Genomic DNA, 21,785 nt, shown 5'->3' with positions numbered 1-21,785 from the left:
CCCGCCGCGCCGGGGCCGAAGCCGCCGGGCACCGGGCCGCGCGCCGCGCCGGGACCGGTCGTGGCCGTCGAGCCGCCCGCCGCGAGGGCGCCGCCCGCGCCACCGCCGCCACCCGCGCCGCCCGAGCCCGTCGGGCCGAAGCCGCCCGCGCCGCCGGTCGGCCCGAAGCCGGGCAGGCCGCCCGTCGGCCCGCGACCCGTGCCCGACCCGGGGAACGTGCTCGTCACGGGGGGCGTGCCGGGGCTGCCGGCGGGCACGTAGGCCGGCGGCTTCACGCCGGGCGGCAGGGTGCCCCCGCCCTGCTTGGGCGTGGTGTTCGGGTTCGCCGGCTGGTACGGCGGCACGTAGCCGCTGCCCGGCGGCGTGTAGCCGGGGTTGTTGTAGTTCGGCGGGGTGTAGCCCGGGTTGTTGTAGCTGGGCGTGGTGTAGCCCTGCGCCGGGTTCGGCGCGCTGTAGCTCGGCGCGCTGTAGCTCGGGGCGGTGTAGCCCGAGGGCGCGGTGTAGCTCGGCGGGGTGTACGGGTTGGCCACCGGCACCTGCGCCGCCGCCGCGGCCGCCGTCGTGCCCTCGGGCCGGGAGACCGCCGGGGGCAGCGGCGCGCCGGGCGCCATGGCCGACTGGTACGAGCCGCCCTGCGCGGGGGGCGAGTAGGACGCGGCGGGGGACAGCGGCGTCACGGGCCGCTCGGCCGTCGCCGCGTAGCCGGACGGGGCCGTCGCCGCGCCGCCGCCGCCGGACGAGTACGCGCTGACCGCCGTCGCGTCGCCCAGCGTCGGGCCCGACACCGAGGTCGCCGCGAGCATGAGCCGGGGCTCCTCGGTCTCCCCGGTCACCGGGTTGAACGGCGGGGTGAACACGGGCGTGGTCTGGTCGACCGCCCGTGACTCCTTCTCCATCGTGTTCATCACGGTCACGGCGTGCTCGTGCAGCGCCCGCGCGTGCTCGTTGGCCGCCTGCACGTCGGCGGCCGAGCTCGCCAGCCCCTGGATGCCGCCCGCGGTGAACGTCCCGGCCGCCTGGTCCCAGTTGAACTCGACCGGCTCGGGCATGCTCGCCCGCGCGTTCTCCATGATGTGGCTCTGGTCCTGCACGCGCTTGCCGACCTCGACGGCGGTCGCCGCGGTGTCGGTGACCCACTCGGCGAGCATCTTGATCGACGCGCGCGCGGCGTCCGCGGCGTCGCCCGTCCAGCCGGACTCGGTCAGCGCCACCCGCTCGTTGATCAGCCGCGCCGCCTCGGTCAGCTCGGTGCCGAACTGGCCCCACTCCGCGCCGATCTCGCCGGTCTGACCGGGGTCGTTGTTGTTGTGCACCGCCTCGTACAGCTCGCGGTGGGACCGGGACGCCCAGTTCTGCGCCTCGGTCAGGACCAGGTCGATCTCCTCAGGCTGCCGCTTCATCTCCGCCGGTCCTCTCAGTTCCCGCTCAGCCGCTTCATCTCGACCTCGTGCTCCTCGTCGGCCGCCGTGAAGTTGCGGATCGCGCTCCGCACGGAGTCGTGCGTCTGCTGGAGCACCTCGCGGTAGGCGGTCATCACGGACACGAACGACCGCGGGTCGCCGTCGGCGCGGGCCTCGAACTTGTGGGCCATCTTGTCGCCGACGGGGTTGGCGCCGAGCGGGGCGGGGCGCGCCAGGCGGCCGGCCCGCTCCAGCCACGAGTCGACCTGGTCGATCTGCTCCAGGAGCATCCTGCGCAGCTCCTCGCCGGTGGCCGGGTCGAGCGACACCTGCCCGGAGTTCACGGTCTCCCGGAGGGCCGCGACCTTCGTGCCGAGGGTCGGGGCCTCCCGCGGCGGGGCCTGCTCGCCCCCGTCTTCGGCGATGTACATCGTCAATCCCTCGCGAAGGCAGCCTGCTGGACGGAACAGACGTTCCCGGTGACCTCCAACGCCGGGCCAACGCGGGGCCAACGCGCCCGTCGGGGGCGTCGCGGCCGCTGTGACAAACTCTCGGATCACAAGGTGACTGCCCCGAAAGGTTGCAGGATGCGGGTCAACCTGCTCGGCCCGGTGGAGCTGGTTTCCGCAGGTGGGGAGCCGGTTCGCCTGGGAGCGGCGAAGCGCAGGACCGTCTTGGCGGCCCTCGCCTTGGAGCTGAACCGGGTGGTGTCCGGAGATCGCCTCCTGGACGTGGTGTGGGACGGGTCACCGCCCCCGCAGGCGAAAGCCGCCCTACAGGGACATATCGCCCAACTCCGGAAGGTCCTGTCCGGTGGTGTAGCGCTCGTCACGCGCGCCCCCGGCTACGTGCTCACCGGCTCGCGGGAGGCGGTGGACGCGTTCCGGTTCGAGGACCTGGTGGCGCGGGCCCGGGACGCGGCGGACGAGCAGGCCGTCGACCTGTTGCGGGAGGCGCTGGCGCTGTGGCGGGGCCCGGTGCTCGCCGACGTGCCCGGCGACCAGCTGCGCGAGGCGGTGACGGCGCGGCTGGAGGAGCAGCGGCTGGCGGCCGTGCAGGACCTGGCGACCAGGCTGTTCCGGCTGGGCCGGGCGGCCGAGGCGGTGCCGGGCCTGCGCGACGAGGTGGCGGCGGACCCGCTGCGCGAGGCCCTGGTGGCGCGGCTCGTGCTGGCCCTGCACTGGACCGGGCGGCAGGCCGAGGCGCTGGAGCTGTTCCACCGGACGCGGGAGCGGCTGGCCGAGGAGCTGGGCGTCGACCCGGGGCCGGAGCTGCGCGACGCCTACCAGACCGTGCTGGCCGGCGACGTCGTGCCGTCGAGGGCCGCGGTGAGCCACGCGCCGGCCCAGTTGCCGCGCGAGCACCGCGGGTTCGTGGGCCGGGAGCTGGAGCTGTCGGACCTGCGCGAGTGCCTGATGGGGCAGGACTCGGCGATCGGGCTGCTGGTCGGGCCGGCCGGGGTGGGCAAGACGGCGCTGGCGCTGCGCTGGGCGCACGGGGTGGCGGGCGACTTCCCGGACGGGCAGCTGTTCGTCAACCTGCGCGGGTTCGACGAGACCGAGCCGCTGGACCCGCGGACCGCGCTGGTCGGGTTCCTGCGCGCGCTGGGGCTGACGGACTCGCAGATCGCGGCGGACCTGGAGGACCAGGCAGCGCAGTACCGGTCGCTGCTGGCCGGGCGGCGCGTGCTGGTGCTGCTGGACAACGCCCGGTCCGCCGAGCAGGTCCGGCCGCTGCTGCCGGGCTCGGCGCGGTGCCTGGTGCTGGTCACCTCGCGGCACCGGCTGGACGACCTGGTGGTGACGGAGGGCGCGACGTCGCTGCACGTGCCGACGTTGCCGGAGGAGAGCGCGGAGCACCTGCTGGCGGCGCTGCTGGGCCAGCCGCGGATCGAGCAGGAGCCGGAGGCGGTGGCCGAGCTGTGCGAGCTGTGCGACCGGCTGCCGCTGGCGCTGCGGATCGCGGGCGCGCGGCTGGCGTCCCGGCCGCGGTGGACGATCCAGTCGCTGGTGGACGAGCTGCGCGACGAGCAGGGGCGGCTGTCGGCGCTGTCGCTGCCCGAGGCGGGTCGCGGGGTGCACGCGGCGCTGGCGGTGAGCTACCGGGAGCTGCCGGAGGGCGCGGCGCGGCTGTTCCGGCGGCTGGGGCTGCACCCCGGCACGGACCTGGACAGCTACGCGGCGGCGGCGCTGCTGGACATCAACGTGGTGAGCGCGCGGACGCACCTGCGGACCCTGGCCTACGCCAACCTGCTGCACGAGTCCACGCCGGACCGGTACTCGCGGCACGACCTGGTGCGGCTGTTCACCCACCACCTGGCGGCGTTCGAGTCCGAAGCGGACAACAAGCTGGCCGCGGACCGGCTGCTGGACTACTACCTGCACGTGGCGGACTCGGCGCGGGCGCACCTGTCGGACCACGTGCTGCCGTTCGGGCCGCCGGAGCACCGGCCCGCGTCGTTCCCGGAGCTGTCGTCGCACGCGGCGGCGCTGGACTGGTTCACGCTGGAGGAGGCCAACCTCGGGCTGGCGCTGGACATCGCGGTGAACGCGGGCGAGCGCGAGCGGACGTGGCAGCTGGCGCTGTGCCTGGACGCGTTCCACTTCCGCCGCGGCAACCGGCTGGACCGGCTGGCGCTGTGCCGGATCGGGCTGGCGGCGGCGCGGTCGCTGGGGGACGGGCACGCGGAGGCGACGTTCCTGCTGCGCCTGGGCTCGACGCTGGCCGACCTCGGTCGGATCGACGAGGCGGTCGAGGCGTGCACGCGCGCGGCGGCGCTGGCGGCCGGCGACCGTGACCTGGAGCTGGCGGCGCTGGCGAACCTCGGGTACTGCCTGATGGCGGACGACCGGCTGGACCGGGCGCAGGAGGTGATCCTGGAGGCGCTGGAGGTGGCCCGCGAGGTGGGCGACGACCGGACGCAGGCGAACCTCCGGAACAACCTGGCGAACGTGCTGCTGCGCAAGCACCAGCCGGAGGAGGCGCTGAAGCACGCGACGGAGGCGCTGGGCCTGTTCCCCGCGGCGCCGTCCAAGGCGCACACCGCGACGCTGCACACGCTGGGCGCGGCGTCGCAGCAGCTGGGGCGTGCCGACGAGGCGCTGGAGTCGTACCGGGCGGGGCTGGCGCTGGCGGCGCGGCTGGGCGACCGGTACCAGGAGGCGCTGTGCCACCGGGCCATCGGTGACGTGCTGGAGCAGTCGGAGGGCGTGGACGCGGCCCGCCCGCACTGGCTGGCGGCGTTCAACCTGTACCGCGACCTGCGCCTCGCGGACGCCGACGACCTGGCCCGCAAACTGTCCCTGTCCACCCACCCGGCGTCCTGACCGCAGAACTCACCGATCCCGAACGTACGACTCGCGGGCCCTGAACGTACGACTCGCGACACCCCAGTGGACGACACGCGATGCCGGAGTGGACGACACGCGCGCAGTGGGGTGGACCTGTCGGCGTGTCGTCCGGTCGGGTATTGCGTGTCGTCCGGTCGGGACTAGCGCACCGCCTCGGCGGCCGCGCGGCCGGCCACCCGGCCGGAGAAGAGGCAGCCGCCCAGGAAGGTGCCCTCCAGGGCCCGGTAGCCGTGGACGCCGCCGCCGCCGAAGCCCGACGCCTCGCCGGCCGCGTAGACGTTGGGCAGCGGGTCGCCGGACGGGGTCAGGACGCGGGCGGAGAGGTCCGTGTGCAGGCCGCCCAGGGTCTTGCGGGTCAGGACGGAGAGGCGGACGGCGATCAGGGGGCCGGCCTTGGGGTCGAGGAGGGGGTGGGGCTCGACCACGCGGATCAGCTTGTCGGTCAGGAAGCGGCGGGCCTCGCGCATGGCGTTGACCTGCGCGTCCTTGCCCAGGCCGGAGATGACCTGGCGGTCGCGCTCCACGATCGTGCGCCGCAGCTCGTCGGCGTCGATGAGCGACGTGCCGGTCAGCTCGTTCATGCCGGCGGCCAGCTCGGCCGGGGTGTCGCCGAAGATGAACTCGTCGGACAGCTTGGCGAACGCCTCGACGGGCGCGACCGCGCCGGGCAGGGCGCGCCTGAGCACCTGCTTGACGTCCTTGCCGGTCAGGTCGGGGTTCTGCTCCGAGCCCGACAGCGCGAACTCCTTGCCGATGATCCGCTTGTTCAGCACGAACCACGAGTGGCCGTGGCCGGTCTTGACGATGTGCTCCAGCGCGCCCAGGGCGTCGAAGCCCGGGAACAGGGGCACCGGCAGGCGTTGGCCGGTGGCGTCGAGCCACAGCGGCGACGGGCCGGGCAGGATGCGGATGCCGTGGTGGCTCCACACCGGGGCGTAGTTGGCGATGCCCTCGGGGTAGTGCCACATGCGGTCCTCGTTGACGACGTTGCCGCCGGCCTCCTGCACCACCTTGAGCAGCTCGCCGTCCACGTGGTCGGGCACGCCGGACAGCATGTGCTCCGGCGGGGTGCCCAGGCGGGCCGGCCAGTTGCGGCGCACCATCTCGTGGTTGGCGCCGATGCCGCCGGAGGTGATCACGACGGCCTGGGCCCGCAGCTCGAACTCGGCCACGGCCGTGCGGGAGCTGGGTTCGCCGCGCCCGACCGCGCTGGGCTCCAGCACCGAGCCGCTGACGCCGTCGACCTCGCCGCCGGTGCTGGTCAGGCCGGTCACGCGGTGCCGGAACCGCAGGTCGACGAGGCCGCGCGCGACGCCCTCGCGCACCCGCCGCGCGAACGGCGCCACGATGCCCGGCCCGGTGCCCCAGGTGACGTGGAACCGCGGCACGGAGTTGCCGTGCCCGCCGGCCAGGTACCCGCCGCGCTCGGCCCACTGCACCAGCGGGAACCAGCGGACGCCCATCGCGTGCAGCCACGACCGCTTCTCGCCCGCCGCGAAGTGCACGTACGCCTCGGCCCACCGCCTCGGCCAGTGGTCGCAGTCGCGGTCGAACGCCGCCGAGCCCAGCCAGTCCTGGAGCGCCAGCTCGGCCGAGTCGCGGACCTTCAGGCGCCGCTGCTCGGGCGTGTCGACCATGAACAGCCCGCCGAACGACCAGAACGCCTGCCCGCCGAACGAGGACTCCGGCTCCTGGTCGAGCAGGATGACCCGGCGGCCCGCGTCGACCAGCTCGGCGGTGGCGACCAGGCCCGCGAGACCCGCGCCGACGACGATGACATCCGCATCCGCCCCATGTGCCATCGGGCGAGTCTAGATCGAAGCGCACGTCGCGCAAGACAGTCGAATAAAATTCACTTTTTCTGGAGGGGGATCCATGTCGTACGCATCAGGCGAGGTCAACGCCCTGTGGCGGCCGGTGGACGCCGTGCCGACCATCGACCGACCGCTGACCACGGCGCGGTTGGTGGGCACCGGGGACGTGACCGACGGGCGGTTCGGGCTGTTCGAGTGGCGGATGCGCCCGCACGCCGGCGGCCCGGCCGCGCACTTCCACAAGACGTTCTCCGAGTCGTTCTACGTGCTGTCCGGAACGGTCCGGCTGTTCAACGGCGAGACGTGGGTCGAGGCGAACCCGGGTGATTTCCTGCACGTGCCGGAACGGGGGGTGCACGCTTTCCGCAACGACTCCGACGAGCCCGCGTCGATGTTGATCCTGTTCGCCCCGGCCCCGCCGCGCGAGGAGTACTTCCGGGAGCTGGCCGAGATCGGCGAGAGCGGGCGGCAGCTCACCCCGGAGGAGTGGACCGAGCTGTACGCCCGGCACGACCAGTACATGGTCTGAGGGTTGCCGGGGATGCGGGGGCGGGGTGCCGTGGAGGGGCGGGGATGCCTTGGAGTGCCGAGGGGATGGTCATGGTGCGGGGCGAAAAGGCCGCCGGCCGTCCGGTGAGGGGGAGTACCGTCCGGCCGACGGCGGTCGGGCGTGCGTGGGCGCACCTGCAACGTCTCGGGGAGAGGTGCCGCACGGGGCATGGGGGGAGGCGCCCTGGCGGTCCTGACGTCCGGTGCGGCGTCCACCGCGCCGACCACCAGTAGAACGGTGCGTGTCGAACGCCTGTTCCCCGGGTGACCGGGAGGTGTCGGGTATCACGACGGGTCGGACGGCCGTCGTCGGGGTCGCCCGCTGCCGGTGTCGGTGGGGCCGGGGCCCGGGTCTGCGAGGCCGGGATCGGTGGGGCCGAAGTCCGTGGGGCCGGCGCCGGTGGGGTCGCTGGCGGTCGGGCCGCTGGCGGTCGGGCCGCTGCCGGTCGGGTCGCTGCCGGTCGGGCCGCGGTCGCCGCGCAGGTCGGTGACCCGCTGCCGGGCCCGGTCGAGCCGGTCCCGCGCGCCGTCCGCGCGGCGGCGCGCCCGTTCGGCGGTGACCGCCGCCTCGTGCTCGGCCCGCTGCGCCCGCCGGAACTCGGCGTGCGCCGCCGCCGCGTGCTCGGCCCGTTCGTCCAGCTCCCGGTTCGCCTCGGCGAGGGTCGACTCCGCCCGTCGCACGTCCGCGTGGGCGGCGTCGACGTCCTCGCACGCCCTGGCCAGCTCCCGCTCCCGGCGGCGCGCGCGGCGGGGCGCCAGTTCGTCGCGCACGGTCCCGCCCGCCGGCGTGAACGCGGTCCGCTCGACCGGCTTGACCAGCCGCCCGGCCCGGATCCGGGCGGCCAGCACGCGGTCCGCGATCGCCGCCGCCAGGGTCGCGCGCACCTGCCGCACGGCTTCCGGCCCGAGCGGGTGGCCCGCCGCGCGCGCCAGGTCCTCGGCCCGCCGCACCAGTGCGTTCAGCGCGACCCGCCGCCGCGTGCTCAGCCGCCGCAGCGCGTTGCCGCGCAGCCCCTCCGCCGCCAGCAGCTCCTCGCCCAGCGCCGGCAGGTCGCCGAGCACGTCGGACTCGCGGGCCAGCGAGTTCAGCGCCCACGCCGACGCCGTCGGCTTGCGCAGCGCGGCGATCTCCCTGGCCAGGGCCTGGTCGCCGCGTTCGGCGGCCCGCCGGGCGTGGGCGTCCCGGGCCGCGACGAACCCGGCCGGCGGCAGGGCGTACAGCTCGTCGGCTATCCGGTCGATCGGCACGACGTCCACGATGCCGACCAGTCTGCTCGTCATCGGGTTGGTGTGCGGTTCGTTACGGATATCGGGGGTGAATCGGCGATTCACCGTTGACACTGGTTGACACACCGGCCGATTGGCTCTTGACTGGAGGTGTCGCGGTCGTTCTCGACTTGTCCGGCACAATTCGCGCATTCGCGCAAGGGTCCGTTCAGTCCAATTAGGACTTCTCTGTTGCGCTGTTCGTCCGATTGTCCGGGCGAACCCGGGGGGATGTGCTTGCGCCAATCTTTTCCCACGAAGGGTTTGCGCCGTGATCAACTCGGTAAGTCGGTGGAGACACCGCACCGGTGCGGCCTTGATGGCCGCCGTGCTCGGCACCGCCGGCCTCGGCCTCACCGCCGGGCCGGCGGTCGCGCAGGAGGCGCCGACCGCGCCCGCGCCCGCTGACAAGCAGCTCGACAAGCAGGACCTGGAGCGGATCTCCGAGGCGGAGCGCGCCGGCCGGGCGAACGTCACGCTCCTGGTCGCCGCCGAGGAGGGCCGGACCGATTCCGCGGCCGCCGACCTCAAGGCCCTCGGCGGCGTCGTCGAGGCCACCGAGCGGGACGTCGACTACCTGCGGGTGTCGGTGCCGCGCGACAAGGCCGAGAAGGCCGCCAAGCTCGCCTCGGTGAACTCGGTGGACGTGGACGGCCTGGTCGAGCTGGACGACCCGCGGCCGGACGGCGCGACCACCCCGCTGCCGCAGCCGGCGCCGGACGCGAAGACGCCAAAGAAGAACCCGTACATGCCGACGCGGGACACCAACGCGGCGCAGTTCACCGACCAGCACCCCAAGTGGGACGGCCGGGGCACCACGATCGCGATCATGGACTCCGGCATCGACCTGGACCACCCGGCGCTGGCCACCACGTCGACCGGTGAGCGCAAGATCGTCGACTGGTACAACGCGAACGCCACGAACTCCGGCGACGGCACGTGGGTCCCCGTGGCCGGCTCGTACCTCGGCGCGTTCACCAGCGGCGGCGCCACCTACAAGGCGCCGGCCACCGGCGGCCCCTACAGCTTCGGCCTGTTCCGCGAGACGGCGGGCGACCTGGGCCTGGCCAACAGCGAGACCGGCGGCGACATCAACCGCGACGGCGACCGCGCGGACGCGTTCGGCGTGCTCCAGGACCGCACCACCAAGGTGGTCCGGGTGGACGTCGACGGCGACGGCGACTTCACCGACGAGACGCCGATGATCGACTACAAGGTCAAGAAGGACGTCGGCCACTTCGGCGTCGACAACCCGGCCACCCCGGTGCTCGACACCGTGGCGTTCGTGGTGCAGACCGACCGGTCGATCTACGACAACGGCGGCACCGCCTACGTCAACATCGGCATCTCGGCCGCCGCGCACGGCTCGCACGTCGCGGGCATCACCGCGGCGAACAAGATGTTCAACGGCAAGATGCAGGGCGCGGCCCCCGGCGCGAAGCTGATGGCGGTCAAGGTCTGCCTGTCGACCCCGTCGTGCACCAACAGCGGCCTGATCGACGGCCTGCTGTACGCGGCGCGCAACGGCGCCGACGTCGTCAACATCTCGATCGGCGGCCTGCCGCCGCTCAACGACGGCAACAACGCCCGTGCGGAGATCTACAACCGCACCATCGAGGAGTACAACGTCCAGGTGTTCATCTCCGCCGGCAACAGCGGCGCGGGCGCGAACACCGTCGGCGACCCCTCGGTGGCCACGAACTCGATCAGCGTCGGCTCCTACATCACCAAGGAGACCTGGCTGTCGAACTACGGCTCGGTCACCGCGCAGAAGGAGGGCCTGCACGGCTTCTCCTCCCGCGGCCCGCGCGAGGACGGCGGCTTCAAGCCGAACATCGTCGCGCCCGGCTCGGCGATCTCGACCACGCCGCAGTGGCAGAACCCGAACCCGGTGCCCGGCACCTACGCGCTGCCCGCCGGCTACGCGATGCTGAACGGCACCTCGATGGCCGCCCCGCAGGCCGCCGGCGCCGCCGCGCTGCTGATCTCCGCCTACAAGGCCGAGCACGACGGCCGGCGCCCGCCGGTGTCCGAGCTGCGCAACGCCATCCAGTCCGGCGCCAAGTGGGTGTCCTCGCTCCAGGCCTACGAGCAGGGCGCGGGCCTGTTCGACACCAAGAAGGCGTGGACGCAGCTCAACGCGCACCCGAACACCCAGGCCGTCACCACCTCGGTGGCCGTCAACACGCTGCTCGCGGGCCAGCTCGCCACCCCGAACACGGGTGTCGGCATCCACGACCGCGAGGGCGTGAAGGTGGGCGAGGAGTACACCCGCACCTACACCCTGACCCGCACCACCGGCCCGGACCGCAACCAGCAGTTCCTGGTCAAGTGGCAGGGCAACGACGGCACGTTCTCGTCGAAGTCCCTGGTCACGCTGCCGCTGAACACGCCGGTCAAGTTCGACGTGAAGGTCAGGCCGAAGACCGCGGGCGCGCACTCGGCCGTGCTGAAGCTCGACAACCCCGGCACGCGCGGCATCGACGTGTTCACGCTGAACAGCGTGTTCGCGGCGGACGAGTTCACCGCGGCGGGCAAGTACTCGGTCACCAAGACCGGCAAGATCGACCGCAACCAGTCGAAGTCGTTCTTCGTGCGGGTGCCGGAGGGCGCCAGCGCGCTGAAGGTCGACATGGCGGCCGGCGGCGCCGAGGCGGGCAAGGGCCAGGTCCGGTTCCTGCGCTACGACCCGTACGGCGTGCCGTTCGACACGACCTCGTCCACCAACTGCTACAACCCCGACGCGGGCGCGGGCTGCGCCGGTGGCTCGCCCACCAGCCGCACCGTGAGCAACCCGACGCCGGGCGTGTGGGAGATCGTGGTCGAGGCGCGGCGCACCTCCGACACCGCCTCGGCGCCGTACTCGGTGACCGCGTCGGTGCTGGGCACCACGATCAGCCCGAACCCCGACACCATCGAGTCGGTGACCGCGGGCACGCCGGTCGAGCGCTCCTACGAGGTGACCAACGCGCTGGGCTCGTTCACCGGCAAGGTCGTCGGCGGGGCGCTGTCCAGCGCCCGCATCGAGCGGCCGACCATCGCCAACGCGGAGTCGCAGTTCTACGACGTGACCGTGCTGCCGGGCGCGACGCAGCTGCGCGCCACCATCGGCCGCCCGTCCGACGTGACCGCCGACCTCGACCTGTTCGTCCTGAACTGCACCAGCGGCACCTGCGTGCCGGCGGCGCAGCAGGCGGACGGCGACTCGGAGGAGTCGGTGACGGTCAACAACCCGGCGCCGGGCCTGTGGCGGGTCAACGTGGACGGCTTCGAGGTGCCCGCGGGCACCACGGAGTACGACTACATCGACCTGTTCGCCACCCCGGGCCTGGGCTCGGTCCAGGTGACGGACGCGGACGCCGAGCGGGTCGCCGGCGCGTCGTGGACGGTGCCGGGCGTGCTGACGGCCCTGGCCCCGGCCGGCGCCGGCCGGGTGCTGCGCGGTGAGCTGACCGTGCAGACCTCGGAGGGCGCGGTCGTCGGCCGCGGCACGGTGCTCGTGCGGAACGTGGTCTGACGCACCGCTCCAGCTGAAAGGGCCGTCCCCGGTTCGCCGGGGGCGGCCCTTTCCCGTCGTCAGGGCGCGGGGTCGCCGTTGGACAGCGGTTCGTCCACGTCCACCTGCCGCACGCCCTCGACGGCGGGCACCCGCGCCACCTCGTCCACCGGCACGGTCGCGCGCACGTACCCGGCCGCGGCGTCCGCGGACTCGACGGTCGCGCCCAGGTCCCGCAGCCCGGCCGCGGCCCGCTCGACCTGCCCGGCCTCGGTGGAGACCGTCACCCCGACCACCCGCGCGCCCTCGGCCTTCGCCCTGGCCAGCGCGTCCTGGGCTCGGGGACCGAGCTTCACGGGGGCCTCCGGGGCAGCCGACGGGTTCGCGGTGGACGGGTTCACGGTGGACGGGTTCACGGCGGACGGCGTCGCGGTGGACGAGACGACAGCGGACGAGGGCGCCGTCACGACCCCCTCGGGCGTCGCGCCCGTGCCCGCCGGCCGCCCGCACCCCGCCACGACGAGCGCCAGGACCGCCACCGCCACCGGTTTCCGCATGAAGACCTCCCGTTCGGACCCCACCGACAGGACGGAACGCGGGGTCAGCCCGGTTGCAGCGGCTGGTCCGGCCCGCTGAACGCCTGCACGCGCTCCTGCCCGTCCGGGCTGTCGCCGAACACCCGGTTGTCCGACGCGCCGTTGGCCGCCGGCTCGACCGACCGACCGCCCGCGCGCGGCAGGTCCCGGACCCGCACCTGCGGCAGCGCGCCGGGGTGGTGGGACCGCAGCCACGACACCAGGTGCTCGCGCACCACGCACCGCAGGTCCCACAGGCGCCCGGCGTCGGACGCGCTCACCAGCGCCCGCACCCGCACGAACGACCCCACCGCGTCGGTCACCTGGAGCACGCTCACCCGGCCGTCCCACAGGTCGCAGCCCTCCAGGGCGTGCCGCAGCTCCTGCCGCAGGTCCTCCACCGGCACGGTCCAGTCCAGGTCCAGCTCGACCGTGCCGAGCAGCGCCGACTGGGTGCGCGTCCAGTTCTCGAACGGCGTCTTCATGAAGTACGACGTGGGCAGGATGAGCCGCCGGTCGTCCCACAGGTGCACCACGACGTAGGTCAGCGTGATGTCCTCGATGCGGCCCCACTGCTTCTCCACGACCACCACGTCGTCGAGCCGCACGGCGTCGCTGAACGCGATCTGCACGCCCGCGAACACGTTGCCCAGCAGCGACTGCGCCGCCAGCGCCGCGATGGCGCCGATCACCGCGGTCGAGGCCAGTATCGAGGTGCCCGCCGACCGCGCGTCCGGGAACGTCATCAGCACCGCCGCCACCGCGAGCAGGCCCACCACGACCACGGTGACCCGCCGGATCAGCGTGATCTGCGTGTGCACGCGCCGCGCGTGCCGGTTGTCGGACACGTCGACCCGGATGCGGGCCAGGGTCGCGTCCTCGACCACCACCAGCAGCGCCGCGAGCAGCCAGGCGCCGGCGAGGATGAGCGCTATCCCGGTGACGTGCAGCGCGACGGGCCGCCAGTCGCCGCGCGCGACGACGCTCAGCGAGACCTGCACGGCCGACAGCACGGCGACGGCCAGCGCGGGCCGGTGGGCGTGCTCGGCGAGTTCGGCGAACAGCCTGGACCGCCGTCCCAGGCGGCGGACCACCCGGTGGACGAGCGCGACGACCGCCAGTGCGACCAGCAGCGAGCCGGCGGACGTGATGACGGCTGCGAGCACGAAGTGGCACCTCCTCGTTCTCTGGGTACTCCACTGGGCCGTACCCACGAGTGGAGCAGTTCAGGCGCGGGGGAGGAAGTGTGCGATTTTCCCCACGAACGCGACCAGCCGGTCGGGCGTGAACCGCTCCGGGGCGGTGACGGCCAGCCGACCGGCCATCTCGGCCAGCGCGAGCATGGCGTGACCGAGCAGCTCGGCGTCCAGGTCCAGGTCGCCCATGGTCTTGACGCCGAGGTCGGCCAGCTCGTTGACCTGCGCCAACACCCGCGACCGCACCAGTTCGACCTGCATCCGGAACTCCGGCGGGGTGCCCTCGGGCGGCACCAGGACCAGCCGCCAGCGGTCCGGCGCCGCCATCACCGCGTTGACGAACGCCCGGACGGCGTCGGTGTAGACGTCCTCGGGGGAGCGGTCGGCGAAGTCGGTGCCCGGGATGGCGCCCAGCACCTGGGCGGTGGCGCGCTCGGCCTCGCGCCGGAGCAGGGCGTCGAGCACCTCGGCCCGGTTCGCGTACAGCTCGTAGACCACGGGCTTGGTGACGCCCGCCCGCCTGGCCACGGCCTCCATGGTGAGCGCGTCGAAACCGCCCTCGGCGATGAGGGCGAGGGCACCGTCCAGGAACTGCTCGCGCCGCTGCTCAGGGGGCAGGCGCGGGGCGTATTTCCGGCGCGTTGTGCTCACGGGGCCATATTGCTACGGTGTCGTAGCTTTTCCAAGGCTACGTTTCCGTAGTAATTCAGGGGGGCGGTCGGCCGTGTACGTGGAGTCCGACGGTGTGCGGCTGGCGGTGTTCGAGCGGGGCGACCGCTCCGCCCCCACCGTCCTGCTGGTGCACGGCTACCCCGACACGCACCACGTGTGGGACGGCGTGACCGACGTGCTGGCCGAGCGGTTCCACGTGGTCAGCTACGACGTGCGCGGCGCGGGCCGGTCGGACGCGCCGCGCGGGCTGGCCGCCTACCGGCTGCCCGTCCTCGGCCGGGACCTGCTCGCGGTGGCCAGGGCGGTCAGCCCGGACGAGCCCGTGCACGTCGCCGGCCACGACTGGGGCTCCATCCAGGCGTGGGAGGCAGTGACGACCCCCGGCGCGCCCATCGCCTCCTACACCTCCATCTCCGGCCCCTGCCTGGACCACGTCGGGCACCGCATGCGCGGCATCGCCAACCCGGACCAGCTCCGCCGCTCCTGGTACATCGCCGCGTTCCACCTGCCGTTCGTCGCGCCCCTGGTGTGGCGGCACGTCGTGGGCCCGCGGTGGGGCGCCATCCTGCGGCGCGTCGAGGGCGTGACGGCGCCCGTGTCGCCGACCGTCGTGGAGGACGGCGTGCGCGGCATGGCGCTGTACCGGGCCAACTTCGTGCCGCGGCTGCGCGCGCCGCGCGTGCGGCGGACGGACGTGCCGGTGCAGCTCGTGCACCCGCTGCGCGACCGGTACGCGACCGAGGCCCTGACCGAGGGCGTCGAGCGGTGGGTGCCGCACCTGCGGCGGCGCGTCGTGGACGCCGGGCACTGGGCGCCGGTCACCCACCCCCGCGCCGTCGCCGAGCTGATCGCCGACCACGTCACCAGCGCCCGCACGGCCTGAGCGGCGCGCCCGACCCGGCCAGCGCCTCCAGCGCCTCCCGGGCCTGCCGGCGGCCCAGGTTCCAGGCGCGCCAGTCGTCCCGCTCGACGCGGCGGCCCCGGAGGGCGCAGGCCCGCAGCTCCTCCGGCAGGGCGACCAGCGCGGGCACGGCGTCGTCGGACAGGCGGCTCAGGTAGGTCACGTCGACGTCGCCGGTCGCGTGCCAGCGCTCGACGTTCCGCTCGGCGGTGAACCGGTCGGGGTTGAGCGCGGCGATGGCGAGCAGGGCGGCCAAGCCGGTGCCCACCACGGCCCGGGGCAGCCACCGGCCGTCGAGCTTCACGCCCGCCGCCAGCACCAGCAGGTAGACCACGCCCAGCCACAGCTCGCAGGCCGACACCAGGACGCGCAGCACCGTGAAGCCGTAGGCCTGCTGGTAGACCCACATGCGGGTCAGCGCCGACGCGACGATCACCAGCGTGAGCACGCCCAGCGCGCCCAGCAGCGCGCGCAGCAGCCGGCGGTCACCCGGCTCGTCCCGCGCGGCCCGGCGCGCCGCCACCCCGATCACCCCCAGGGTCAGGGCCGTGACCAGCAACAACTGCCAGAAACCGGAGCGGGCGTGCTGGGCGTAGGTCAGGCCCGCGGTGGTGAGGACGTGGTCGTCGCCGCCGAAGAGGGTGGACACCTGGACGGCCACGAACGCGGCGAACAGCAGCACCAGCGCGCCCACCGGCAGCGCCCAGTCCCGGCGGGCCACCGGGCGCGCCGGCTCGCCGGGCCCGTTGGGGTCGTCGTCGGCGGACAGCGGCATGGCGATCAGGCAGCACGCGCCGACCGTGCCCAGCCCGACCGCGAAGAACAGCAGGACCGGTTGGCCGGAGGTGTCGGGCAGGGCGGAGGAGAGCAGGTCGGCGAAGACCTGGTCGGCGCTCGCGAGCAGCGGGGTGAAGACGAGCAGCAGCCCGGCGGTGACCAGGGCGGGGCGGAGGAGCGCCGGGGCGCCCCGGGCCTTGAGCCCGCGAGCCAGCCACGGCACGGCCCGCAGGGTGGCCGCGGGCACGGCGACCGCGCCGACGAACAGGCCCCAGGCGGTCCGACCGCCGGCGACGGCGAGGGAGCCGGCGGCGCAGCCGGCGATCGCGCAGAGGGTGAACAGCCAGGGGGAGGCGGTGAGGGCGCCCGTGGCGAACAGGGCGGCGGAGAGGACCGCCCAGCCGGGTCTGACCTCGCGGAGCAGGGCGAAGACGAGGAGGGCGGTGAGGAGCCAGCCGAGGCCCGGCCGGTCGAGCGGGAGGAGGACGGCGGCCCCGGCGCCGGCGGCGGTGCCGATCAGGAGGACCCGGGTGGGGGATTGGGCGGTGGGGGATTGGGCGGTGGGGGATTGGGCGGTGGGGGACTGGGTGGTGGGGGATTGGGCGGTGGGGGCCTGGGCTGTGGGGGATTGGGCTGTGGGGAGCTTGGCTGTGGGGAGCTGGGAGGGCGGGGCGGGGGTGGTGGCGGGAGAGGCGGCCTGGGCGGTGGGGGCGGAGGGCGTTGGCTCCGGAGTCGGCTCCGGAGTCGCGGGGTTCTCGGGGTGGGCAGGGGACATCGAGGCCTCCGAGGGCATGGGTCACCGCCCCCCGACGGTCCCGGGCGAGCCGAAAATGTCGGTGGTCGGTGGTTGAATGAAATCAGGGGGTCCCCTGGGCGAGGACCCGTGCGAAGCGATGCGGTGGCGCGCCGGCCCCTCGGCTCGCCGCGGTTCGATCGGCAGTGGCTCGGCTGTTGCTCGGCCGGCCGTGGCTCGGCGGGCTGTTGCTCGGCGGGCTGTTGCTCGGCGGGCTGTTGCTCGGCGGGCTGTTGCTCGGCGGGCTGTTGCTCAGCTGGCTGTTGCTCAGCCGGCCGTGGCGGGGAGGGTCGCCCGGATCCGGCACCCCGGCCCGTCCACCACCGCGATCGTCCCGCCGTGCAGGTCGACCACCCAGCGGGCGATGTTCAGGCCCAGCCCGGTGCCGCCGCCGGCCGCCCGCTCGCCCCTGGTGAACCGCTCGAACACCCGCTCCCGATCCCCGGGCGCGATCCCCGGCCCGTCGTCGGCGACCTCCAGCACCAGGTCCTCCCCCACCGACGCGGTGATCCGGACCTCGCCGCCCGCCGGGCCGTGGCGGGCCGCGTTGTCCAGCAGGTTCGCCACCACCTGCGCCAGCCGGCCCTCGTCCGCGTACACCACCGCGCCCGCCGGTGAGACGTCCACGGTGAAGCGCACCTCCCGGGCCGCCACCGAGGCTTCCGCCACCACGTCCGCCAGCAGCGGTTCCAGGGGGAACTCCGCCCGGTCCAGCGGGTGCGCGCCGGCGTCGATGCGGGACAGGTCGAGCAGTTCCGCGACCAGCCGCCCGAGGCGCTCGGTCTGGGCCAGCGCCGTGCGCAGGGTGGTCGCGTCCGCCGGCGCCACCCCGTCCACGACGTTCTCCAGCACGTTCTGCAGCGCCGTGATCGGGGTGCGCAGCTCGTGCGACACGTTCGCGATCAGCTCGCGCCGCTGCCGGTCGGCCGCGTCGAGGTCCGCGGACATCTGGTTGAACGCGGACGCCAGCTCGCCGACCTCGTCCCGCGCCGTCGCCCGCACGCGCCTGCTGTAGTCGCCCGCGCGCATCGCCCGCACCGCCGCCGTCATCTCCCGCAGCGGCCTGGTCATGCCGTGCGCCAGGACCTGCGAGGTCAGCACCACGATGGCCATGGTCCCGATGGTGGTGCCGGGCGGCAGCCAGCCGATCCGGTGCCAGAAGAACGCGAACCCGGCCGCGAACGCCGCCACCAGCAGGATGCCGATCTTCAGCTTGATCGACCGCACCGGGTCGAGCGGCCTGGGCAGAAGCTCCACGACCGCCGACACGGCCCTCGTCACGACCGACCCGCCCCCGGACCCCACCGACCCCGCCGGCCCCGCCGACCCCGCCGGCCCCACCGACCCCGCCGGCTTCACGACGACACCGCCTTCGGCACCTCCAGCGCGTACCCGACGCCGTGCACGGTGCGGATCAGGTCCGCCCCGAGCTTGCGCCGCAACGCCTTGACGTGGCTGTCCACGGTCCGCGTCCCCGTGCCCTCCTGCCAGCCCCACACCTCGTTGAGCAGGCGTTCCCGCGACTGCACGGCCCGCGGCCGCTCGGCCAGGTGCACCAGCAGCTCGAACTCGGTCGGCGTCAGGTGCGCCTCCTCGCCGCCGCGCAGCACCCGGCGCTCGGCCAGGTCGATCTCCAGGTCGGCCAGCGCGATCCGGGCCGCCGGCGCCGACGCCGCCCGTTCCACCCGCCGCAGCAGCGCGTGCACCCGCGCGGCCAGCTCGCGCATGGAGAACGGCTTGGTCAGGTAGTCGTCCGCGCCCACGGCCAGCCCCACCAGCAGGTCGGTCTCGTCGCCGCGCGCGGTCAGCATCAGCACCGGCACGGGCCGCCGGGCCTGGACGCGCCGGCACACCTCCAGCCCGTCGAACCCGGGCAGCATCACGTCCAGCACCACGAGGTCCGCGTCGTGCGCCCGTTCGACGGCCGTCGGCCCGTCGTGCGCGAGCGAGACCTCGAACCCCTCCGCCCGCAGCCGCGCGGCCACGGACTCGGCGATGGTCAGGTCGTCCTCGACCACCAGAACCCGGCGTGTCATGGGACCGACCCTATGCGCGGGTCGTGGAGGTGGGCGGCGAGAGTTGTGAACGTCCTGTGGAGGCCGGCGGCCGGGGCGACGGCGGTGACCGGGGCGACCGTCACCGGCCCGGCGCGCGTCCGCGTGCCCGCCCCGAAGACCTGTCGGTGCGGCGGCCTAGGGTGGCGGGGTGGGTGATGCCGTGCTGGAAGCGGTGCTGGAGAGGATCACGTTCGCCAACGAGGAGACCGGCTACACGGTCGCCCGCGTCGACACCGGGCGCGGCGGCGACCTGGTGACCGTGGTCGGCTCGTTGCTGGGCGCGCAGCCGGGCGAGTCGATCCGGATGCGCGGGCGGTGGGGCTCGCACCCCCAGTACGGCAAGCAGTTCGTCGTCGAGGACTACACGACCGTGCTGCCCGCGACGATCCAGGGCATCCGCCGCTACCTCGGGTCGGGCCTGATCAAGGGCATCGGGCCGGTGCTGGCCGACCGGATCGTCACCCACTTCGGCGTGGGCGCGCTGGACGTCATCGAGCACGAGCCGCAGCGGCTGGTCGAGGTGCCCAAGCTCGGGCCGAAGCGCACGAAGATGATCGCGGCGGCGTGGGAGGAGCAGAAGGCCATCAAGGAGGTCATGGTCTTCCTCCAGGGGGTGGGCGTGTCCACGTCGCTGGCCGTGCGCATCTACAAGCAGTACAACGACAAGGCCATCGACGTCGTGCGCGAGGAGCCCTACCGGCTCGCCAACGACGTGTGGGGCATCGGCTTCCGCACCGCCGACGTGATCGCCAAGGCCGTCGGCATCCCGCACGACAGCCCGCAGCGCGTCAAGGCGGGCCTCCAGTTCACGCTGTCCGAGGCCACCAACGACGGCAACTGCTACCTGCCCGAGAACGAGCTGATCGCCGCCGCGATCAAGATTCTCCAGGTGGACGCCGGCCTGGTCATCGACTGCCTGGCCGAGCTGGTCGCCGAGGAGGGCGTGGTCCGCGAGGTCATGCCGGACGGCGAGCCCGCGATCTACCTGCTCGCGTTCCACCGCGCCGAGATCTCGCTGGCCAACCAGCTCCTCAGGCTGCTGAACGCGGACGAGGAGCGGATGCCCGCGTTCCGGCGGGTCGACTGGGGGAAGGCGTTCGCGTGGCTGGGCGCGGAGCTGGAGGACAAGCAGCGCGCCGCCGTCCAACTGGCCCTGACGCGCAAGGTCGCGGTGCTCACCGGCGGTCCGGGCTGCGGCAAGAGCTTCACGGTCCGCTCGATCGTCAGGCTGGCGCTGGCCAAGGGCGCGCGCGTGGTGCTCGCCGCGCCCACCGGGCGCGCGGCCAAGCGCCTGACCGAGCTGACCGGCCACGAGGCCCGCACCGTGCACCGGCTGCTGGAGCTGAAGCCCGGCGGTGACGCCGCCTACGACCGCGACCGGCCGCTCGACGCCGACCTGGTCGTGGTGGACGAGGCGTCCATGCTCGACCTGCTGCTGGCCAACAAGCTGGTGAAGGCGGTCGCGCCGGGCGCGCACCTGCTGCTCGTCGGCGACGTCGACCAGCTGCCCTCGGTCGGCGCGGGCGAGGTGCTGCGGGACGTGCTGGCGGACGGCGGCCCCGTGCCGAACGTGCGGCTGACGCACATCTTCCGCCAGGCGCAGCAGTCCGGTGTGGTGACCAACGCGCACCGCATCAACAACGGCGACTACCCGCTCGTGCAGGGCCTGCCGGACTTCTTCCTGTTCCCCGCCGAGGAGGCCGAGGACGCGGCGGCGCTGACGGTCGACGTGGTCGCCAACCGCATCCCGCGCAAGTTCGGCCTGAAGCCGCGCACCGACGTGCAGGTACTCGCGCCGATGCACCGGGGGCCGGCGGGTGCGGGCGGGCTCAACGCGCTGCTCCAGGAAGCCCTGACGCCCTCGAAGCCGGACCTGCCCGAACGCCGCTTCGGCGGCCGGGTGTTCCGGGTCGGGGACAAGGTCACCCAGATGCGCAACAACTACGACAAGAACGTGTTCAACGGGACCGTCGGCGTGGTCACGGCGATCGACGCGGTGGAGCAGAGGCTGACCGTTCGGACCGACGAGGAAGAGGACGTGGACTACGAGTTCGGCGAGCTGGACGAGTTGACCCACGCCTACGCCATGACGATTCACCGCTCACAGGGCAGTGAATACCCATGCGTGGTCATCCCAATCACGAATTCGGCGTGGATGATGCTGCAGCGCAACCTCCTCTACACGGCGGTCACCCGCGCCAAGAAGCTCGTGGTGCTGGTCGGGTCGCGCAAGGCCATCGGGCAGGCGGTCCGCACCGTGGGCGCGGGCCGGCGGCACACCGCGCTGGACCACCGCCTCGCCCGCGCGCTGTGAGGCCGGGAGGGGCGCGCCCGCCGTTCCCCTTGCGCGCCAACGACTTCGCGCGTCCACTTTCGGGTGAGAACGGGACCGGTGGGCCCGGAGCCGGCGGCCCGGCGGCTAGCCTGGCGGCGGTGCGACCGCGGTAGGGCGACCGCGGCGAGGCGACTGCGGTGGGGCGGGCGATCGGGTGGCGAGGGTGCCGGTGACGCCGACGGTGCGGCTCAAGTTCCTGTCCCTGCACCTGCGCGAGGCGCGCGAGCGGGCCGGGGTCGCGCCGAGGGAGGTCGCGGCGCTGCTGGGCCGCGACACCACCCGCGTCACCAAGCTGGAGAAGGGCCGGGAGGGGCTGACGCCCGGCGACGCCAGGATGCTCCTCGACCACTTCGGCGTGCACACCGAGGAGCAGAAGCGGGAGATCGTCGAACTGGCGCGGGCGCGGTCGCGGCGCGGGCGCTGGTCCGACCACCGGGCGGTCGTGCCGCCGTGCCAACGGCCCTACCACGACTTCGAGCAGGACGCCGACCGCATCCGGCACCACGCCGTGGAACTGGTGCCGGAGCTGCTCCAGACCGAGGAGTACGCGCGGGCCGCGCCGGGGCCCGGCGCGGCCGACCGGCGGGTGGTCGACGCCGTGGTG

16 protein-coding genes are annotated in these 21,785 nt (G+C 74.0%); 6 read left to right on the top strand and 10 right to left on the bottom strand.

Annotated elements, in window-relative coordinates; translation table 11 throughout:
• Together ACFV4N_RS19315 and ACFV4N_RS19310 are read right to left on the bottom strand one after the other, a co-directional pair.
• On the bottom strand, positions 1-1,400 hold a 1,400-nt coding region (locus ACFV4N_RS19315; protein WP_499673916.1), incomplete at its 3' end, for a PPE domain-containing protein.
• Between the two features lie 14 nt (positions 1,401-1,414).
• Positions 1,415-1,831: a hypothetical protein gene (locus tag ACFV4N_RS19310; RefSeq protein ID WP_499673915.1), complete on the bottom strand. Its 417-nt coding sequence runs from the start codon at positions 1,829-1,831 to the stop codon at positions 1,415-1,417.
• A gap of 156 nt (positions 1,832-1,987) precedes the next feature.
• Here ACFV4N_RS19310 and ACFV4N_RS19305 point away from each other — a divergent pair, with 156 nt between their 5' ends.
• Entirely contained in the window at positions 1,988-4,726 is a 2,739-nt protein-coding gene (locus tag ACFV4N_RS19305) for an AfsR/SARP family transcriptional regulator (RefSeq protein ID WP_499673914.1), read from the top strand.
• Between the two features lie 164 nt (positions 4,727-4,890).
• Here the strand turns inward: ACFV4N_RS19305 and ACFV4N_RS19300 are convergent, their stop codons facing one another.
• A complete protein-coding gene (locus ACFV4N_RS19300) occupies positions 4,891-6,552 on the bottom strand; it encodes an FAD-binding dehydrogenase (protein WP_499673913.1) in 1,662 nt (553 codons plus the stop codon).
• Positions 6,553-6,625: 73 nt separating this feature from the next.
• Between ACFV4N_RS19300 and ACFV4N_RS19295 the strand changes: the two genes are divergently transcribed.
• Positions 6,626-7,093 (top strand): cupin domain-containing protein, encoded by a 468-nt coding sequence (locus tag ACFV4N_RS19295; protein WP_499673912.1) that lies wholly within the window; start codon positions 6,626-6,628, stop codon positions 7,091-7,093.
• Between the two features lie 305 nt (positions 7,094-7,398).
• Here ACFV4N_RS19295 and ACFV4N_RS19290 read toward each other — a convergent pair whose 3' ends face one another.
• Positions 7,399-8,394: a hypothetical protein gene (locus tag ACFV4N_RS19290; RefSeq protein ID WP_499673911.1), complete on the bottom strand. Its 996-nt coding sequence runs from the start codon at positions 8,392-8,394 to the stop codon at positions 7,399-7,401.
• Positions 8,395-8,698: 304 nt separating this feature from the next.
• Between ACFV4N_RS19290 and ACFV4N_RS19285 the strand changes: the two genes are divergently transcribed.
• Positions 8,699-11,896 carry a S8 family serine peptidase gene (locus tag ACFV4N_RS19285; protein ID WP_499673910.1) on the top strand — a complete coding sequence of 1,066 codons (3,198 nt, stop codon included), beginning with the start codon at positions 8,699-8,701 and terminating at the stop codon, positions 11,894-11,896.
• Between the two features lie 59 nt (positions 11,897-11,955).
• On the opposite strand, the gene ACFV4N_RS19280 is transcribed toward ACFV4N_RS19285, so the two are convergent.
• From ACFV4N_RS19280 to ACFV4N_RS19270, 3 genes are read right to left on the bottom strand one after another with little or no spacing between them, the layout of a single operon-like run.
• Positions 11,956-12,432: a hypothetical protein gene (locus ACFV4N_RS19280; protein ID WP_499673909.1), complete on the bottom strand. Its 477-nt coding sequence runs from the start codon at positions 12,430-12,432 to the stop codon at positions 11,956-11,958.
• Between the two features lie 44 nt (positions 12,433-12,476).
• Positions 12,477-13,616, bottom strand: a complete 1,140-nt coding sequence (locus ACFV4N_RS19275) for a mechanosensitive ion channel family protein (protein WP_499673908.1) — start codon at positions 13,614-13,616, stop codon at positions 12,477-12,479.
• A 60-nt stretch (positions 13,617-13,676) separates the two neighbouring features.
• Positions 13,677-14,297, bottom strand: coding sequence for a TetR/AcrR family transcriptional regulator (locus tag ACFV4N_RS19270; protein ID WP_499673907.1), 621 nt, complete (start codon positions 14,295-14,297; stop codon positions 13,677-13,679).
• A 73-nt stretch (positions 14,298-14,370) separates the two neighbouring features.
• Here ACFV4N_RS19270 and ACFV4N_RS19265 point away from each other — a divergent pair, with 73 nt between their 5' ends.
• Complete coding sequence (locus tag ACFV4N_RS19265) at positions 14,371-15,201, top strand: alpha/beta fold hydrolase (RefSeq protein WP_499673906.1); 831 nt, start codon at positions 14,371-14,373, stop codon at positions 15,199-15,201.
• Here ACFV4N_RS19265 and ACFV4N_RS19260 read toward each other — a convergent pair.
• The 3 genes from ACFV4N_RS19260 to ACFV4N_RS19250 all read right to left on the bottom strand — a co-directional run bounded on the left by ACFV4N_RS19260 (position 15,179) and on the right by ACFV4N_RS19250 (position 18,825).
• Positions 15,179-16,771, bottom strand: a complete 1,593-nt coding sequence (locus ACFV4N_RS19260; RefSeq protein WP_499673905.1) for a DUF4153 domain-containing protein — start codon at positions 16,769-16,771, stop codon at positions 15,179-15,181. The genes ACFV4N_RS19265 and ACFV4N_RS19260 overlap by 23 nt on opposite strands.
• 285 nt (positions 16,772-17,056) lie before the next feature.
• Positions 17,057-18,046 (bottom strand): HAMP domain-containing sensor histidine kinase, encoded by a 990-nt coding sequence (locus tag ACFV4N_RS19255; RefSeq protein WP_499673918.1) that lies wholly within the window; start codon positions 18,044-18,046, stop codon positions 17,057-17,059.
• Positions 18,047-18,144: 98 nt separating this feature from the next.
• Entirely contained in the window at positions 18,145-18,825 is a 681-nt protein-coding gene (locus tag ACFV4N_RS19250; protein WP_499673904.1) for a response regulator transcription factor, read from the bottom strand.
• Positions 18,826-18,994: 169 nt separating this feature from the next.
• Between ACFV4N_RS19250 and recD2 the strand changes: the two genes are divergently transcribed.
• Together recD2 and ACFV4N_RS19240 are read left to right on the top strand one after the other, a co-directional pair.
• Positions 18,995-21,160: an SF1B family DNA helicase RecD2 gene (gene recD2, locus ACFV4N_RS19245; protein WP_499673903.1), complete on the top strand. Its 2,166-nt coding sequence runs from the start codon at positions 18,995-18,997 to the stop codon at positions 21,158-21,160.
• Between the two features lie 190 nt (positions 21,161-21,350).
• Positions 21,351-21,785 (top strand): helix-turn-helix domain-containing protein (locus tag ACFV4N_RS19240; protein WP_499673902.1); only part of this gene is annotated, 435 nt, incomplete at its 3' end.

The organism is Actinosynnema sp. NPDC059797 (assembly GCF_042732085.1).
Lineage (GTDB): Bacteria > Actinomycetota > Actinomycetes > Mycobacteriales > Pseudonocardiaceae > Actinosynnema.
This window is presented reverse-complemented; position numbering and strand designations above follow the sequence as displayed.